The organism is Mesorhizobium sp. PAMC28654 (assembly GCF_020616515.1).
Taxonomy (GTDB): Bacteria; Pseudomonadota; Alphaproteobacteria; order Rhizobiales; family Rhizobiaceae; genus Mesorhizobium.
This window is the reverse complement of sequence record NZ_CP085135.1, coordinates 2,103,848-2,120,175: the sequence shown is the minus strand read 5'-3', so window position 1 is coordinate 2,120,175 and position 16,328 is coordinate 2,103,848. Positions and strand designations below refer to the sequence as shown.

The 16,328-nt window shown below is 60.7% G+C and carries 15 protein-coding genes and 1 tRNA gene; 7 read left to right on the top strand and 9 right to left on the bottom strand.

The features are described 5' to 3' along the window. Positions 1 to 131 precede the first annotated feature (131 nt). On the bottom strand, positions 132 to 320 hold the full coding sequence (locus LGH82_RS10730) for a hypothetical protein (protein ID WP_227348459.1): 189 nt from the start codon (positions 318 to 320) through the stop codon (positions 132 to 134). A gap of 519 nt (positions 321 to 839) precedes the next feature. Continuing rightward, a complete protein-coding gene (locus LGH82_RS10725; RefSeq protein ID WP_227348458.1) occupies positions 840 to 2,477 on the bottom strand; it encodes an ABC transporter substrate-binding protein in 1,638 nt (545 codons plus the stop codon). 128 nt (positions 2,478 to 2,605) lie between these two features. On the opposite strand from LGH82_RS10725, the gene LGH82_RS10720 reads away from it, so the two are divergent. Together LGH82_RS10720 and LGH82_RS10715 are read left to right on the top strand one after the other, a co-directional pair. Next, the gene (locus tag LGH82_RS10720; protein ID WP_227348457.1) at positions 2,606 to 2,962 is read left to right on the top strand and encodes a LysR family transcriptional regulator; all 357 of its coding nucleotides are present in this window, start codon (positions 2,606 to 2,608) and stop codon (positions 2,960 to 2,962) included. Beyond that, the gene (locus LGH82_RS10715) at positions 2,902 to 3,504 is read left to right on the top strand and encodes a substrate binding domain-containing protein (RefSeq protein ID WP_227348456.1); all 603 of its coding nucleotides are present in this window, start codon (positions 2,902 to 2,904) and stop codon (positions 3,502 to 3,504) included. The genes LGH82_RS10720 and LGH82_RS10715 overlap by 61 nt, the downstream gene beginning before the upstream one ends. A gap of 83 nt (positions 3,505 to 3,587) precedes the next feature. Here the strand turns inward: LGH82_RS10715 and LGH82_RS10710 are convergent, their stop codons facing one another. Beyond that, a complete protein-coding gene (locus tag LGH82_RS10710) occupies positions 3,588 to 4,460 on the bottom strand; it encodes a phytanoyl-CoA dioxygenase family protein (protein WP_227348455.1) in 873 nt (290 codons plus the stop codon). 349 nt (positions 4,461 to 4,809) lie between these two features. Then, a complete protein-coding gene (locus LGH82_RS10705) occupies positions 4,810 to 5,073 on the bottom strand; it encodes a hypothetical protein (RefSeq protein ID WP_227348454.1) in 264 nt (87 codons plus the stop codon). 76 nt (positions 5,074 to 5,149) lie between these two features. Here LGH82_RS10705 and LGH82_RS10700 point away from each other — a divergent pair. After that, positions 5,150 to 6,300 (top strand): IS3 family transposase gene (locus LGH82_RS10700; protein ID WP_413771365.1). Its coding sequence is split into 2 segments (ribosomal slippage): positions 5,150 to 5,414 and positions 5,414 to 6,300, totalling 1,152 coding nucleotides; the frame shifts between segments, so codons are not numbered across the junction. On the opposite strand, the gene LGH82_RS10695 is transcribed toward LGH82_RS10700, so the two are convergent. The 3 genes from LGH82_RS10695 to LGH82_RS10685 form a co-directional block, all read right to left on the bottom strand. Beyond that, positions 6,263 to 8,140: a glycosyltransferase family 25 protein gene (locus LGH82_RS10695; RefSeq protein ID WP_227348453.1), complete on the bottom strand. Its 1,878-nt coding sequence runs from the start codon at positions 8,138 to 8,140 to the stop codon at positions 6,263 to 6,265. The genes LGH82_RS10700 and LGH82_RS10695 overlap by 38 nt on opposite strands. A gap of 115 nt (positions 8,141 to 8,255) precedes the next feature. Next, positions 8,256 to 8,330: transfer RNA gene (locus LGH82_RS10690), tRNA-Gln, on the bottom strand. A gap of 140 nt (positions 8,331 to 8,470) precedes the next feature. After that, positions 8,471 to 8,815 (bottom strand): VOC family protein, encoded by a 345-nt coding sequence (locus LGH82_RS10685; protein ID WP_227348452.1) that lies wholly within the window; start codon positions 8,813 to 8,815, stop codon positions 8,471 to 8,473. Between the two features lie 210 nt (positions 8,816 to 9,025). Between LGH82_RS10685 and ppdK the strand changes: the two genes are divergently transcribed. Continuing rightward, on the top strand, positions 9,026 to 11,704 hold the full coding sequence (gene ppdK, locus LGH82_RS10680) for a pyruvate, phosphate dikinase (protein WP_227348451.1): 2,679 nt from the start codon (positions 9,026 to 9,028) through the stop codon (positions 11,702 to 11,704). Positions 11,705 to 11,957: 253 nt separating this feature from the next. Continuing rightward, complete coding sequence (locus tag LGH82_RS10675; RefSeq protein WP_227349548.1) at positions 11,958 to 12,698, top strand: polysaccharide deacetylase family protein; 741 nt, start codon at positions 11,958 to 11,960, stop codon at positions 12,696 to 12,698. 29 nt (positions 12,699 to 12,727) lie between these two features. Here LGH82_RS10675 and LGH82_RS10670 read toward each other — a convergent pair whose 3' ends face one another. Both LGH82_RS10670 and LGH82_RS10665 read right to left on the bottom strand, forming a co-directional pair. Beyond that, positions 12,728 to 13,114 (bottom strand): DUF427 domain-containing protein, encoded by a 387-nt coding sequence (locus LGH82_RS10670; RefSeq protein WP_227348450.1) that lies wholly within the window; start codon positions 13,112 to 13,114, stop codon positions 12,728 to 12,730. A gap of 123 nt (positions 13,115 to 13,237) precedes the next feature. Next, positions 13,238 to 13,594 (bottom strand): hypothetical protein, encoded by a 357-nt coding sequence (locus LGH82_RS10665; protein WP_227348449.1) that lies wholly within the window; start codon positions 13,592 to 13,594, stop codon positions 13,238 to 13,240. 198 nt (positions 13,595 to 13,792) lie between these two features. Between LGH82_RS10665 and LGH82_RS10660 the strand changes: the two genes are divergently transcribed. Together LGH82_RS10660 and LGH82_RS10655 are read left to right on the top strand one after the other, a co-directional pair. Further along, positions 13,793 to 15,421: a fatty-acid--CoA ligase gene (locus tag LGH82_RS10660; RefSeq protein ID WP_227348448.1), complete on the top strand. Its 1,629-nt coding sequence runs from the start codon at positions 13,793 to 13,795 to the stop codon at positions 15,419 to 15,421. A 120-nt stretch (positions 15,422 to 15,541) separates the two neighbouring features. Next, positions 15,542 to 16,327 (top strand): DUF1499 domain-containing protein, encoded by a 786-nt coding sequence (locus tag LGH82_RS10655; RefSeq protein WP_227348447.1) that lies wholly within the window; start codon positions 15,542 to 15,544, stop codon positions 16,325 to 16,327. Position 16,328 lies beyond the last annotated feature (1 nt).

The following is a 16,328-nucleotide window of genomic DNA, read 5'->3' as shown; positions in this document are numbered from 1 at the left end:
CGGTCCCGCTCGTGATCACGCAGTTCGCGATAGGTTTTTCACCTTGAGCGTGCCGCGCGGCAATCTGATGCGTAAAGCCATCGCAGCCACCTTCCCCGTCCGCAGACCAAGCGCTTTCCCTTACGGAAGTGTCAATCCGCACTTTGCTTGTCGGGGGCGGGGCGTTTGGAGGGCCGGTCTGGGATCGTGTTCGGCCACCAGACGATGAAGTACTCTCCCACTTGCCAGACCGGGACTTCGCGCTTCTGTTCCCTGCGCCGCAATTCATGGCTCTTCTTGAACTTCAAGGTGCCGCCTGGAAGCCTGATTTTGATCGTCATTGGTCTCGGCGCAAAATGGTTTGTCCGCAATTCCGAACGCCAGCGCTCGGAGGGTCGGTCAGCGAAGGTTTCTATGGTGTTCTGAAAGTGTCGTGCGGTGGGAAAATCTTGTCGATTTGTAGCTTCAGTTCGTGCAGCGAACAAGCCGCTTTGTAATAGGATAAAGGACCAGTTTCCCGGTTTTCGGGAAGGTCGTTTCCGCTCAAACCGGGTTCTGCGAAGCGTTGGCACGGATATGCTTCAGGTTGAACCGGAGCTTGCGACAATGATGGACGCGGAATGTCAGACACCTCGGGTCAGAGTTGCTCTGGAAGCACCGATCCGGCGGCTTGCGGATGATGTGGAAAGCCCACGGCGGGGCGAGTGCGGACGGCTGTGTTCCTTGTGCCCCTTGCAAGCGGTGGGCTGTTCGAAAGCCTCTGTCGATTTGCAAGCTTTCGGGCAGCTTCCGCGTTGAGCAGGGACAGGAAAGGCGGCGCTCCGAAGTGCGCCGCCTTCAATCGTGACTGCCTTATGAAATCAGGCGGCAAGCCAAGCCTTGGTGAAGTCCTGCTCATAGGCCTGATGCATCTGATAGCCCATGAGGCCGGGTTTCATATGGCAAAACAGCTTTCGCCAGTAGGGCTGGATGATGATGCCGGAGTCCTGCAGCATCACCTGCAGTTCCTTCATCAGCACGCGACGCTGGTCGGCGTCCGCGATGGCATTGGCTTTCTGCACCTTGGCATCAAACTCCGGATCGGCGAACCCTGTCTCGTTCCACGCCGAGCCGCTCTGGTAGGCGAGCGCATAAGTCTGGATGCCAAGCGGGCGTGCATTCCAGTTGGTCGTCGCAAACGGGTATTTCGTCCAGTCGTTCCAGAATGCCGACTCGGGAATGACCGTGCGCTTCACCTTGAAGCCGGCATCGCGCATCTGCTGGGCGACGACATCCGAGCTTTCCTTTCGGTAGTCGGCCTCCACCGAGATCAGGTCGAACTCGAAGTCGAGATGGCCGGCTTCCTCGAGCAATGCCCTGGCCCGGGCGGGATCACGCTTGATGGGCGGCAAGTCGGCATGCTCTGGGTGCATGGGCCCGACATGGTCGTTCTGCGCGACGATACCCATGCCGTTGGCGCCGAGCTGCAGGACCGCCTCATTGTCCACCGCCAGCTGGATGGCATTGCGCACGCGCTTGTCGTCATAGGGCTTGGCATTGACATTGCAGCGCGAGACTACGGTCGCGGCGGTGACGATCTCCGACTTCTTCAGTCCCAATTTGTCGAGCATGCCGACATCGTAGGACTGGGTCTGGCCGTTGAGGTCGATCTCCCCGGATTCGAAGGCGGAGACGGTGGCCGCCGAATCCGTGCCGTAGTCTATCCAGTCGATACCGTCGAGGAACACATCGCCACCCCACCAGGAACCGTCAGGCCGCTTCCGCACCGAGGCAGCGACGCCGACATCGAGCTTCTTGAGCTCGAACGGCCCTGTGCTGATCGGGTTGGCCGACAAGGCCGCTTCCTTCGGGTTGAACGCGTGGTGAACGATCAGCGCGGGATAGTCGGTCATCGCCGGGATGATGGAGATGTCGGGCCGCGACAGCTTCAGCACGACGGTGTGGTCGTCGCGTATCGCGATCGCGCCCGCGCGCGCCATTTTCGTCTCGGTGTCGATCAGCGAGGTCATGCGCCCGGCCATCGAATTGCCGGGCGCCTCCTTTTCGCACCAGCGCGTGATGTTGAAGGCGACGTCCTTTGCCGTGAGATCGTCGCCGTTCGACCATTTCACGCCCGGCCGCACCTTGAGCACATATTCGGTGGCGTCGTCATTGATCTGCCAGCTTTCGAGCAGCATCGGCTGGAAAGTGAAATCGGGCTTCCAGCGCACCAGCGGCTCAAGGAACTGCATGGCTATGTTACCCATCTGCGAAACCTTGAAGATGCGAGGGTCCTCAAGCTCCAGAACCTGCATGGCGACGCGCACGATGCCGCCTTTTTTAGGCTGGGTTGCTTCTTCGGCAAAGGCAGGAACCGGCTGGCCGATCAGTCCGTAGGCGACGGCCGTGCTGGCGCCGAGGGCGCTGGCGAGCGCCAGGAATTCGCGGCGGTCGAGCGCGCCGTTCTTCGCGCTTCGCGCCAGGGCGTCGATCGCGGGATGAAGAGGCCTGGATGTCATGTCGTTTCTCCCTTTGTTGATTTTACGTCCAAATTCGGTGGAATGCCCTTGCCGCATCGTCGCTCAGCGCTGTCTTCTGTCGAAAGTCGCAAGCGGCGGAGCAGGTTTGACGGCGAGGGGGAGCCAAGATGAATCTTCTGACGGCGATGCGGGTATTCGACCGGGTCTGTTTGCTGGGCAGCCTGTCCGCCGCGGCGCGCGATCTCAACATGTCGACGACGGCGGTCAGCCGGATGATTAAGGAGCTCGAGGATGATCTCGGCGTTAGGCTGATCAACCGCACTACCCGCCGCCTCAGCCTTACCGAGGCGGGGCGCGACTATGCCCCTCGGGCCCGCGGCGTGCTGGACGATATTTCCGAACTGCAGGACTCGACGCGCGGCCTGCACAAGGAGACGCGCGGCCTGATCCGCGTTGTTCCAACGTGCTCGGCCACACGCGCATCACCAAGCTGGTGCCGAAATTCCTCGACGAGAACCCGCTGACAACCATCGAATTCGACCTCACGGCACGCTACGTCGTCTGCATCGTCGAGGAGGGTTATGACGTCGCCATCCGCTTTGGTGGTCAGGCGGACTCGGCGCTGATCGCGCGACGGCTCGGCGAAGTGCGCAACTACGTCTGCGCCACGCCCGAATACTGGGACCGCCATGGCCGGCCTGCCCATCCGGATGATCTGGCTGACCATTCCTGCGTGCTGAGCAATTTCGCCAAGCGTCTCGGCACCTGGCCGTTCGTGGGCCCGGATGGTGCTGCGTTCGATACCGCCGTGGGCGGGCGCATCTCGACCAACAGCGTCGAGGCCGCCTATCAGATGACGATCGCCGGCTTTGGCATCGGAAATCTGCCGAGCCTGCTGGTTGACGCCGCGATAGGCGATGGCCGGCTGGAAGTGCAACTCGACGAGTTCCGCCCAGACTCCAGTCCGATTTACGCGCTTTATCCGCATCGCACCTACATCGCCGCCAAGGTGCGCGCTTTCGTCGATTTCCTGGTCCGCGAACTGTCGGCGGACTTCACCGCCTGAGAGCCTACCCTGCTGGCCAACACCAGGAGGGGCCCGGCGCGAACGCCAGGCCCCTCGTGCCCCCACCGGCAGTTTTGACGGCGTCATTTCCACCAGGCGGTGGTGTCGTACATCGGTCCCGGCTCCTCGAAGAGCTTCTCGTATTTGCAAAGCGTTGGGGTCTCTCCGAGCGGTACTGAGACACCGTCCCGGAACGCCCATTCGCCGCGTTGCGTCGAGTCGGCCCGCACATAGCTGGACAGGGCGAAGGCGCGGTCGTGCCGAGATTTGTTGGGTGAGGAGCCGTGCACCGTGAGCAGCCCCCACAGGGCAAGGTCACCGGGCTCCAGCACGAGCGGAACGATGGTCGCCGGGTCGATGCCCACCTTGCGCAACTCTTCCTCGGCCGTCAGCCCTTTCATTAACTCGCCGGTTCCCTCGTCTGAAAGGCCGAGATAACCAAGCTTGTGGCTGCCGGGCACGACCTGAAGGCAGCCATTGTCGAGCGTTGCCCTGTCGACGGCGAGGCCCGTGGTCACCGTTGCGTCAGCAACATTGTCGAACGCGGCCTGGTTGCGGAAGCGCAGATCCTGATGGAAGCGATAGCCCGTGACATTGGCGCCCGGCGGCTTCCAGTGCAGCTGCTGCGCAATCTGCCGGATGTCGCGGCCGATCAGCCCCTCCAGCAGCTTGAGATAGTCGGGACTGCGCCGGAATTCTTCAAAATAGCTGCTGATCCACGAAAACCAGTAGGCCTGCAGCACGTAGCGTTGGTCGAAATCCGATTCAGGTAGGATCTGGAAACTGAGATTGCCGTGCCGGTAGGTGGCGTGATGCTTCAGGCCCTCGGCATAGACGGTATCGGTTTCCTTCTTGAGCCGGATCATCTCGTGGCCGTCGACGAATTGTCGAACGACCGCGTATCCCTCTTCGCGGTACTGCTCAACCGCATCGCGTACCTGCTTGTCCGTCAGCATGCCTATGAACCTCTGTCTTTGATCTGATGCGATCGTAACGAAGGTCTCGCTGCCGATAAGTCGCGAATTCCGGCATCGACTTTCCCGATTATCGGAAAGATGCCGAAAAGTATGGCTAATTTGACTGGCAAATATTGGTGGGAACGCCAGGATTCGAACCTGGGAATGGCAGCACCAAACGGATGCCTTACCAATTGGCGACGCCCAAGAGACGACGCGAGAAGCGAGCTGATCCGCCGGCCTTTCGAGTTTCGACTATGGCTGATCGATTGAGCTCGATCGGATCACGGTTTGGGCACGGAGGGCCTTATTGCGTCATTGGAACCGGGTTGCGCGACATGCCGGCCGTCTAAAAATAGGTTCTCGGCTCGACAAGGTTCTTCTGTTGACGAAGATAGAAACAATAGAAGCCGAATGCGGCAGCGAACCACATGAAGGCCTCGCCCATAGCCAGCCGGTTGTTCGAATTGCTGAGGATGGTGATGGCGAAGAGAACCAGCGTTGAAATGTAGCAGGGCCATGCGGCCGGAGCGATCAGCTTGGCCCGCGTGGCCAGCAGGACTTGCCTGGACGACCAGGTATAGAGAAATGCAAAGAACGCGAGCCCAACCACGCCATAGCGTACAGCTATTTCCAGTGGACTTGCCCCGAAAAAGTGGAGAGTTTCCTTCTGATGAAAGGCGACCTCGATGACGAAACAGAGACAGTTTACGGATGCGTTCAAGGCGGAGGCGGTTGGCCTTGTGCGAACGAGCGGTCGGACGAAGCGGCAGATCGCGGAGGATCTTGGTGTTGGTTTCTCGACGCTGACGCGATGGATGGGTCGGCAGCTGGATCGTGAGATGGGCGATCCTGGGCGTCCGCCTGATGCTGATGTCGCCGCTGAATTGAAACGGCTGCGGCGGGAGAATGAAATCCTTCGGCAGGAGCGGGATATCTTGAAACGGGCGACGGCTTTTTTCGTCAAGGAGGGAAGTCGGTGAGGTTCGCGCTCATCGACCAGGCGAAGAAGGATTTCCCTGTGGACCGTTTGTGCGCGACGCTGGGTGTCAGCCCGAGCGGCTACTTTGCCTGGGGGCGCCGGCCGGCGTGCCGCCGGCAGCGCGACGACATGATAATGCTGGCGCATGTGCGATCGTCGTTCGCGCTGTCGAACGGAACCTATGGTAGCCCGCGCATGACGCGGGAACTGCAAGACAATGGCTTTGCCATTGGCCGGCGACGAACGGCGCGTCTGATGCGGGAGAATGGCCTCCAGGCAAGACAGAAGCGGCGGTTCAAGCGCACGACGGACAGCGAACACGCCTTTCCGGTTGCCCCCAATGTCATCGACCAGGATTTTGCCGCCACTGGTCCCAACCAGAAATGGGGTGCCGACATCTCCTACATCTGGACGCGGGAGGGCTGGTTGTACCTTGCTGTCGTCATCGATCTGTTTGCCCGCAAGGTCGTTGGCTGGGCTGCTGGCAACCGGCTACACCGCAGCCTGGCTCTGGCAGCGCTCAACAAGGCGTTCGTCATGCGGCAGCCGGAACCCGGCCTCATTCACCACTCCGACCGCGGCAGCCAATATTGTTCTATCGACTACCAAGCCGAATTGCGTGCCGCCGGCGTCATCATCTCAATGTCAGGCAAGGGCAATTGCTTTGATAACGCCATGGTCGAAACATTCTTCAAGACGCTGAAAACTGAACTGATCTGGCGCACCTCTTTCCTTACCCGCGCCGATGCCCAAGCCGCCATTGCCCGATATATCGACGGCTTCTACAATCCCATCCGGCGGCATTCCGCGCTCGACTACATCAGCCCGATGCAGTTCGAGCGAAACGCCGCCGAATGAGCAACCCGCTCTCCACTTTACCGAAGCAAGTCCACAGATAGCCATTGTGGAAGACGTTGTAGATGTCGGGATGATATGTCCTGTTCTCCCATTCGGTGAGCCAGCTGGAACTGGCTCCGAAGATCGGATGGCGTTTCCAGACCTCGATCGCATTGGCCCACAGCATCAGCCGTTCCTTGGCCTGGATCGGAACGGCATCGCTGGCGATGGCGTGGTCGAAGGCCGGTAGGACGCCATGGCTCAAAACATCCGAAACCAGGGTCTTGACGAAGATTACTGTGTCGCCTGCTGTTGACCAGAAGATGTCGAATGTGGCGGCAATGCAGGCTGCCACGACCGCCAGCACGCCGCCCCCGACCATCAACTCGCGGCGATGGCCTCTCGCCAGGGTCATGACCGCCAACAAGAGCAGGACGAGCGCGAGCGCAAGCCAGACGCCCTTTGACCGCAGCACAATGATGTTGGTGAGAGCAAACAGGAGGACGGCTGCCGCCAGCGCCCAGTGCAGGCTTCTGGTTGTGTTGTTCAGGTCCGTTCGTTGGGCCGTGTATGCCATGAACTGCAGGGTACAAAGGAAGATGAAACCAGCCGCTACCGACGCGTGGATGGGGTTGTTGAAAAGCCATGGATCCGGCCTGATGCCATGAAGTATGTCAAAATAGCTGGTGTCCGCCGCCAGGAAGACAAGACTGAGGATCATGAACCAGAGGACGAGCTGCGCGGGCCGCCTGACAAACAGCAAGAAGGCGAAGCCGGTCGTCGCATAAAACAGCGGAAACAGGTAGATGCCTTCGGCACTGCCCAACTGGCCGGTGCCGATATAGACGATCGCCAGCCGGATGAAGACATATAGCGACCACCCCAGGCACAGATAACCGACGCCTCCGATCAGCGGTTTGCTGTAGGTCCACAGATCGAGCCTGAACCAGCGGATGAGTGCGACCGTGGTCAGCGCCATCCCCGCATAGCGATAAGTATGAGCCTCGTGCCAGACCGCGGAAACCAAAGCGAGAATGGCGAAGGCGGCAACCAGCAGAAGCGGCGTGTTGCGCGGCGCTTCATCTCTGGCGTAGTCAGGGGTTTCACGCGGCAAGGGAGGTCGTAGCAGGACATGATGCAGGCGGCGCAGATGGTCTGCGGCCTGCAACGCCCCGGCGCTCCACCGGCCCGGCCAGGAAAGTCGCGCGAATTTATAGCTGCCCGAGGGGCCGACTATGCCCGAGGTTTCGCTGCCGGCAGCGAAGGCGAGTACATTTTGGCGGATCGAATAGATTTTCAGGCCGGTGTCCCAAAATCGTTCGAGTGCGACGTCCCACGGCATTTTCATCACCGCGAGCGCCGACAACAGCCCTTGCGCTCCTACCCGTGTCACCAGATAGGCTGCGGCAGAGCCCTGCGGGCCATGCAGTGCGCGGCCGATCTCGTCGCCTTCCGTCGTCTCGACGGCGCGCAGGAACAAGCTCGTGCGATGGTTGGTCAGCTTGATGACGTCGAAATCTGGTACCGCGGCGATGATGGCCTCGATGCGCCGTGTGGTGTTTTCGTCGAACAGGACGTCGTCCTCGACAATCAGGCCATGGGCGCTGCCATCGGCCAGGAACGTTTCCAGCGCTTTGATATGGCTGCGGTAACAGGCATATTCGCCGGGCAGAATGTCACGCCCGCTTAGCCTGCGCGCGGCTGGAAGATCGATATCCGCCCAGCTGTCTTTTGCGAGAGCGCGACCGTCGATGGCCGCAATGCGCTGCAAGGTCAGGCCGGCCGCTTCGGCGCTGGCGAGCAATTCACTCCAGCGATCGGTCTCGCGATCGAGGTTGATGGCGAAGATAGGAAGGTTCATTGAAATTCCATCCTGGACCGCCACCCTGCAGCAGAACTAATAGCCAATCGCACTCATGGGAAGATCGCAAAAGTATTCTTGGGGCCCCATGTGTCCGGAACGGACCAATTTGGGATGGCTGGGGCGCCAGGATTCGAACCTGGGAATGTCGGTACCAAAAACCGATGCCTTACCACTTGGCGACGCCCCAGCAGCTGACGTCAGTCGACTGCGCGCGGCCTTATATGACGAGCCGATCGAAAGCTCAATCCTGGATATTGCGACTATTCGGCCCGATTCACTGGGTGCGGCGGGACGGTCGCAGGCGCGCGGATAATAGGTCTTTCCTGCCTACTCTCCCCAGACAGCCAGTTCATTTCCAGCCGGATCGACGAAGTGAAACCGTCTGCTGCCGGGAAACGGGAAGATCGGTCTGACGATGGCGCCGCCGGCATTTGCGACGGCGTCCAGCGTGTCTTCCAGATCCTGGGAATAAAGCACTGGCAGCGGTTTTGCCGGGGCTTCGTCGCTGTCGGCCTGGAAGCTGCCGTCAAGACCTTCCGAGAATGCGGAGTAGGTCGGCCCATAGTCCGTGAACGACCATGCAAAGGCCGCGCTGTAGAAAGCCTTCAACCTGTCCAATGTCCCGCCGGTCGCCGGCATTTCCAGATAGTCGAGTTTTCCGCTGAGTTTCATGAGGCGCCTTTTGTTCCCTTTATGTTCTATTCTCGGCGCGTCGAAGTGGCAAGTCTTTTTGACGCGGCTTCCTTAATCGATTGTAGCGGCCTGGCGGATGTGACTACGCCTTGCCTTTCGCACTGCAGCATCATATCGCTCCGAAGTCGGACCCGGCGGAACCATTCGTTTCGTCAATCTTTCCAATCTCCTGCAACCGGAGAGCAGAGCATGACCAAGTGGGTTTACACCTTTGGCGATGGCGCGGCGGAAGGCCGTGCCGGCGACAAGAATCTGTTGGGTGGCAAGGGCGCCAATCTGGCTGAAATGTGCAGCCTAGGCCTGCCGGTACCGCCGGGTTTCACCCTCACCACCGAAGTCTGCAACGCCTATTATGCCAATGGCAGCACCTATCCGGCAGGATTGGAAGCAGATGTCGCTGTTGCGCTCGATCACATCGGCCGCTTGACCGGCCGCCGTTTCGGCGATCCGTCGAAACTGCTTCTGGTGTCGGTGCGTTCAGGCGCCCGCGCCTCGATGCCCGGCATGATGGACACGGTGCTCAATCTAGGCCTCAACGACGAGACGGTAGAGGCGCTGGCCGCCGATTCCGGCGATGCGCGTTTTGCCTATGACAGCTATCGTCGCTTCATCCAGATGTATTCCGATGTCGTCATGGGCCTCGACCATGAGGTCTTCGAGGAAATCCTGGAGGATCAGAAGGGCGGCCTCGGTCATGAACTCGATACCGAACTGACGGCCACCGAATGGCAGGGTGTCATCGCGCTTTACAAGGCCAAGGTCGAGGAAGAACTCGGCAAGCCGTTTCCGCAGGATCCGCATGAACAGCTCTGGGGCGCGATATCAGCCGTGTTTTCGAGCTGGATGAACAATCGCGCAATCACTTACCGCCGCCTGCACGACATTCCTGAAAGCTGGGGCACGGCGGTCAACGTCCAGGCCATGGTCTTCGGCAATATGGGTGATACCTCTGCAACCGGCGTCGCCTTCACCCGCAACCCGTCGACCGGCGAAAAGATGCTCTATGGCGAGTTCCTGGTCAACGCGCAGGGCGAGGATGTCGTCGCGGGCATTCGCACGCCGCAGAACATCACCGAAGCCGCGCGCATTGCCGCCGGGTCCGACAAGCCGTCGCTGCAGAAGCTGATGCCGGATGCCTTCCAGTCTTTCGTGACCATTTCCGATCGGCTGGAACAGCATTACCGTGACATGCAGGATCTCGAATTCACCATCGAGCGCGGCAAATTGTGGATGTTGCAGACGCGCTCGGGCAAGCGCACCGCCAAGGCCGCGCTGAAGATCGCCGTCGAAATGGCCAGGGACGGTCTGATCTCGAAAGAAGAGGCCGTTGCTCGCATCGATCCGGCCTCGCTTGACCAGTTGCTGCACCCGACCATCGATCCGAAGGCCGCGCGCGATGTGATCGGCATCGGCCTGCCGGCTTCGCCAGGTGCTGCCACCGGAGAGATCGTCTTTTCCTCTGGCGATGCCGAGGATCTGAAGACGCTGGGACGCAAGGCAATCCTGGTGCGCATCGAAACCAGTCCCGAGGACATTCACGGCATGCACGCCTCGGAAGGCATCCTGACCACGCGTGGCGGCATGACCAGCCACGCCGCGGTGGTGGCGCGCGGCATGGGCAAGCCTTGCGTGTCGGGCGCTGGCTCGCTGCGTGTCGACTACAAGGCCGGAACGCTGTTGGCGATGGGGTCGACCTTCCGCAAGGGCGACATCATCACCATTGACGGCAGCAACGGCCAGGTGTTGAAGGGCGCCGTGTCGATGCTGCAACCGGAGCTTTCCGGCGATTTCGCCGCCATCATGGAATGGGCGGACGCGGTGCGCCGCATGAAAGTGCGCACCAACGCCGAGACGCCGCTCGACGCGCGCATGGCGCGGTCCTTCGGCGCTGAAGGCATCGGGCTTTGCCGCACCGAGCACATGTTCTTCGACGGCGAGCGTATTGTTGCCATGCGCGAGATGATCCTGGCTGACACGGAGAAAGAGCGGCGCACGGCACTTGCCAAGCTTCTGCCCATGCAGCGCTCGGATTTCCTTGAACTGTTCGAGATCATGGCCGGCCTGCCGGTGACGATCCGTCTGCTCGACCCGCCGCTGCACGAATTCCTGCCCAAGACCGAGGCGGAAGTGGCCGAAGTCGCTGCCGCCATGAATGTGTCCCCGGACAAGCTCAGGCAACGCACCGAAGCCCTGCACGAATTCAACCCGATGCTCGGTCATCGCGGCTGCCGGTTGGCCGTTTCCTATCCAGAAATTGCCGAGATGCAGGCGCGCGCCATCTTCGAGGCTGCCGTCGAAGCCGGCAAGAAGGCCGGTGCGCTGGTGGTTCCCGAAATCATGGTGCCGCTGGTCGGTCTCGTAAAAGAACTCGACTACGTCAAGGCGCGCATCGATGCCGTGGCCAAGAGCGTGATGGAGGAGACCGGCGTCAAGATCGACTATCTGACCGGCACGATGATCGAACTGCCGCGTGCGGCGATCCGCGCCCATGTCATCGCCGAGTCGGCCGAATTCTTCTCGTTCGGCACCAACGATCTCACCCAGACCACATTCGGCATCTCGCGTGACGATGCGGCCTCGTTCCTCGAAACCTACCGCCAGAAGGGCATCATAGAGCAGGATCCGTTCGTGTCGCTCGATATCGAAGGCGTCGGCGAACTGGTGCGCATGGCGGCGCAAAAGGGCAGGGCGACGCGGCCCGACATCAAGCTCGGTATTTGCGGCGAACATGGCGGTGACCCGGCCTCGATCCATTTCTGCGAGGAGGTTGGCCTCGACTACGTGTCTTGCTCGCCCTACCGCGTGCCGATCGCCAGACTGGCCGCCGCGCAAGCGGCGGTGCGGGCCGCGAAGCTTGGCCATAGGTAGATCCATGGGGCGGGCTTACCGTTTCGCAAATTAGCCGCCGTCTGGCATCTGGATGTCGGGTCCGTGGTCAGTGCGGTGCGTGAAGTCCTTTCGGGTACTGACGTGAAAGCTGCCTTCTGACGCCACGCTTGCAATGGCCGACGTTGCGGTCAAATTGTCGCGACGTTGGTTTTTGGGTATGCATCATCCTGATTTCCGCCTTGATGCGGGCGGTGGGGTCGGTGAGTTATCTACCCGTCTGGAAAACCAAACCATGTGCCTGTTCCAAAAATATCTTTGCGCTATCGCCATCTCGATTTCGGCGGTCTCTGCAGGCCATGCCGCCCCGCTGGTCGAGCCGACATTGCATATCAAGCCGGAAACCGGCGGCAGCGGCCGCGTCGCGCTGACGCTTGATGCCTGCGGCGGACAGACCGACAATCGGATCCTCTCGGCTCTCGTCGAAAACAAGATTCCAGCCACCATTTTTGTCACCGGCATCTGGCTGAAGCGCAACGCTGCCGCCGTCGAGATCATGCGAGCGCATCCGGACCTGTTCGAATTGGAAAACCACGGCGGCCATCATGTCCCGGCTGTCGACACGCCGCAAAAGATCTACGGCATCCGCACCGCCGGCAGCCCCGAGGCGGTTCTGGCCGAGGTTGAGTCGGGCGCTGCCGCATTGGCCAAGACGGGTGAGCCGGCACCGAAATGGTTTCGTGGCGCGACCGCCGAATACAGCCCATCGGCCATCGCCATGATCCGTAAGCTTGGCTTTAAGATCGCAGGGTTCTCGATCAACGGCGACGGTGGTTCCTTGCTGGGCGCCAAGGAGACTGCCAGACGCATCGCCGCCGCCAAGGATGGTGACGTCATCATCTCGCACATCAACCAGCCGACTCACGCGGCCGGCGAAGGCGTGGTCCAAGGCCTTCTGGCACTCAAGGCCAAGGGGCTGACTTTCGTGCGGCTGGATGATGCCGATGGCATCGGCAGCCACGGCACCACCGACTGATCGTCGTCCCAGGCAGCTTTCGCGCCAGTTCAGTCCTTGCTTGCTTCAATCGAGACCTTGTTCGCGTAGAACGCGCCATGGTCGCGGATTTCCGCCATCTCGTCGAAAGGCTGCTCGTAGGCCCACATCGCGTCCTTGCCGTCACTGGCTGGCAGCACGCTCCAGTAGCTGGCATCGCCCTTGTAGGGGCAATGGCTCGACAGTTCCGTCTTGCGCAGCTGTTCGAAATTGATGTCGCCGAAAGGAATGTAGAAGGCCGCGGGATAGGGGGCCTCCGTCAGCACTTTGGCATTCCTGGATGAGGCAACGATCGTGTCGCCGGCGCGCACGGTAACGGTTCCGTGGTAAGGTTCGACTGTAATCACCTTGCCCGGATTGCGTTGAAAGCCGGGGGCGGGGTTTGCAAGCTTATCCATGCGGGTTCTCCTTTGCCTCGGTCGAGGGGGCGAACCTCTAAAGTGTGTCGGGCAATCCTGTTCCGCAAGGCTGATACCTGCCTCGCTTGTTGAGCCAGGCGGTTGAGAGCGAGCCGGTAGGGATCAGGCCGCCGCCTTGAATGCGTCCATCAGTCCGGCATAGGCCGCGGCGATCCCTGCAACCGGGTTCGTGCTTTTCGATGCGGTTTCGACCTTGAGGGCGCCGCCACCCGTCGGCAGGGTCAGGAGCAGGAACTGGCGATTGCCGCCATCGCCCACGGAGGCCGCGGCGACGTGCTGACCCTCGCCCTGGTTTTGAACGCACATCTTGAAGAGCAAGGTACCACCGACAGCCTCAAGAGCGCCGCCGACGACTTCAACAAATTCGTCTTCTGAAACAGTTTTCGGGTCCGGCACCAGATCGGCCAGGCTTTCGGCAAGCGAATTTTCGAGAATCTCGTCGTCGAGCTGCGCGTCCATGCGAACCTCTGTCTGTCGCCAATCGCACCCCGCCCCGTTAACGAACCTTAACGCCGACGATGGCCGGATTATGGCGGTTTTTCAGGTCATTTCGATCAAAGCACCGCTTCAACCGGGTCGTGGCTGGACAATCGCTCGGTTCGTTCCACAATGGAGCGAAAGCATCGCGCATCGCGCATGGCGTAGGGGAGGAACGGAATGCTCGGACTGATGCAGGAATGGCCGCTGCTTTGCCACAAGCTGATCGACAACGCGGCCCGGCAACACGGCGACCGCGAAATAGTTTCGCGTTCGATCGAGGGCCCGGTTGTCCGCACCAGCTACGCCAAAATCCATGGTCGTGCCCTGAAGGTTGCCCAGCGGCTTGAGCGCGACGGATATGGGCCCGGGGACCGCATCGCGACGTTGGCCTGGAATACCGCGCGCCACATCGAGGCCTGGTACGGCATCATGGGTGTCGGCGCGATCTACCATACGCTCAATCCGCGCCTCTTTCCCGAGCAGATCACCTGGATCATGAACGACGCCGAGGACAAGGCTGTCTTCGTCGACCTGACATTCATGCCGCTGCTGGAGAAGATCGCCGGTGCCGTCCGGTCGTTGAAGCAGGTGATCGTGCTGACGGACAAGGCACATATGCCGCAAACAGCGCTGCCGAATGTCGTTGCCTACGAGGAATGGCTGGCGGAGGCCGATGGCGACTTCACCTGGAAGACGTTCGACGAAAACACCGCCGCCGGCATGTGCTACACATCAGGCACGACCGGAGACCCGAAGGGCGTCCTCTACAGCCATCGTTCCAACGTGCTTCACGCCATGATCGCCGCCATGCCCGACGCGATGGGAATCTCGTCGCGCGATACCATCCTGGCGGTTGTCCCCATGTTCCATGCCAATGCCTGGGGCCTTGGCCAGAGCGCGCCGATGATCGGCGCCAAGCTGGTCATGCCTGGCTGCAAGATGGATGGCGCTTCGATCTACGAGCTGCTCGATACCGAGAAGGTGACATTCAGTGCCGCCGTCCCGACCGTATGGATGATGCTGCTTCAATATCTGGAGGAGACCGGCAAGAAGCTTCCCCATCTGAACAAGGTCGTGATTGGCGGCTCGTCCTGCCCGCGCGCGATCATGCAGAAATTCCAGGACAATTACGACGTCCAGGTCATTCATGCCTGGGGCATGACCGAAATGTCTCCGCTGGGCACGCTTTGCACGTTGAAGCCGGAGTATGCCGGCCTCCAGGGCGAGGCCCGGCTTGATGTCCAGCAGAAGCAAGGTTATCCGCCCTTCGGCGTCGAGATGAAGGTGACCGATGACGACGACAATGCGCAGCCTTGGGACGGCAAGACATTCGGACGCCTCAAGGTGCGCGGACCGGCCGTTGCCCGTGCTTATTATGGCGGCGCGGGTTCCGAACAGTTCGACAAAGAGGGCTGGTTCGATACGGGAGACGTCGCGCATATCGACGCCGGCGGTTATATGCAGATCACCGATCGCGCAAAGGACGTCATCAAGTCGGGTGGCGAGTGGATTTCGACCATTGACCTGGAGAATCTCGCCGTCGGCCATCCGGATGTGGCCGAAGCGGCCGCCATCGGCGTTGCCCACTCGAAATGGGGCGAGCGGCCCTTGCTCGTCATCGTCCGCAAGCCGGGCAAGGACCCGACCAAGACGGATATTCTCGAATTCATGGACGGCAAGGTGGCCAGATGGTGGATGCCCGATGATATCGCTTTTGTCGGCGAGATCCCCCACACCGCCGCGGGCAAGATCCAGAAGACAACGTTGCGCCAGCAATTCAGGGACTACCGCTTGCCGACGGATTGAGCACGATGTTGCACCTTCACCTCAAACCGAAGCGAAAAGGCATGGGGAGGGGCAGAACCGCTTCAACCCGAGCGCTCTTTGCTCTAAGCCTCCGTACGGGTTGGGGCAGTGCAGAAAATAATGGCTAGTATTCGTGAACGGCAAACGTCGAAGGCTGCCGGCTGGTCGCGGCGAACCGGGGCCTTTTCGGTGGTTCTGCTGCTGACCGTCTTCATAGGCCATCGATATGACGTCGTCGAAACGCCGGCTTTCCTGTGGGTGCTCGGCATTGTCGCCCTGCTTGCGGCCCTTGCGCTGCTGTTTGCCGGACTGGCCTTTTCCAGGCTGTGGCATTTCGGCGACCGTGGTGGCCGCGATCTGACTGTCGGCACGCTGCTGGCGGTTCTGGTGCTCGTTCCCTTTGGCGTTGCCGCCTATTGGGCGGCAATCTATCCGCCGCTCCGGGACATCTCGACGGATTTCGACGATCTTCCCGTGCTCGACGTTTCCGCGCGGACCAAGGATATGAATGAACTTTCGCCGGCGACTCCAGGCGAGCAGCGATTGCAAACCGAAAGCTACCCGCTTGTCACCGGGCGCAGCTACAATCTGCCTTTCGATCGCATCGTGGATGCCGCCGAGACAGTGGTCGACAGGCACGATTGGCAACTCACCGCACCTTATCCCGACGCAACCGGGCAAAGCCAGGTGACGATCAACGCCATGGCAAGGAGTTTCGTGATTGATCTGCCTGTCGATGTGGCCATCCGGATAACCGACGACGGTGATACGGTTACCGTCGATATGCGGTCGGCCTCACGCTACGGTCGGTACGATCTTGGCGACAACGCGGCCCGCATCGTGGGATTCCTGGCGGAACTGGACCAGGAAGTCGCGGGCCAGGTGGGAGCAGCCCAGGCAGAGTAGA

Excerpts from the sequence above, each read along its gene's own strand:
- LGH82_RS10670 (WP_227348450.1), bottom strand. The coding sequence starts at position 13,114 with ATGGATAAGCTTGCAAACCCCGCCCCCGGCTTTCAACGCAATCCGGGC.
- LGH82_RS10685 (WP_227348452.1), bottom strand. The coding sequence starts at position 8,815 with ATGAAACTCAGCGGAAAACTCGACTATCTGGAAATGCCGGCGACCGGC.
- LGH82_RS10660 (WP_227348448.1), top strand. The coding sequence starts at position 13,793 with ATGCTCGGACTGATGCAGGAATGGCCGCTGCTTTGCCACAAGCTGATC.
- LGH82_RS10725 (WP_227348458.1), bottom strand. The coding sequence starts at position 2,477 with ATGACATCCAGGCCTCTTCATCCCGCGATCGACGCCCTGGCGCGAAGC.
- LGH82_RS10710 (WP_227348455.1), bottom strand. The coding sequence starts at position 4,460 with ATGCTGACGGACAAGCAGGTACGCGATGCGGTTGAGCAGTACCGCGAA.
- LGH82_RS10720 (WP_227348457.1), top strand. The coding sequence starts at position 2,606 with ATGAATCTTCTGACGGCGATGCGGGTATTCGACCGGGTCTGTTTGCTG.
- ppdK (WP_227348451.1), top strand. The coding sequence starts at position 9,026 with ATGACCAAGTGGGTTTACACCTTTGGCGATGGCGCGGCGGAAGGCCGT.
- LGH82_RS10655 (WP_227348447.1), top strand. The coding sequence starts at position 15,542 with ATGGCTAGTATTCGTGAACGGCAAACGTCGAAGGCTGCCGGCTGGTCG.
- LGH82_RS10675 (WP_227349548.1), top strand. The coding sequence starts at position 11,958 with ATGTGCCTGTTCCAAAAATATCTTTGCGCTATCGCCATCTCGATTTCG.
- LGH82_RS10730 (WP_227348459.1), bottom strand. The coding sequence starts at position 320 with ATGACGATCAAAATCAGGCTTCCAGGCGGCACCTTGAAGTTCAAGAAG.
- LGH82_RS10665 (WP_227348449.1), bottom strand. The coding sequence starts at position 13,594 with ATGGACGCGCAGCTCGACGACGAGATTCTCGAAAATTCGCTTGCCGAA.
- LGH82_RS10695 (WP_227348453.1), bottom strand. The coding sequence starts at position 8,140 with ATGAACCTTCCTATCTTCGCCATCAACCTCGATCGCGAGACCGATCGC.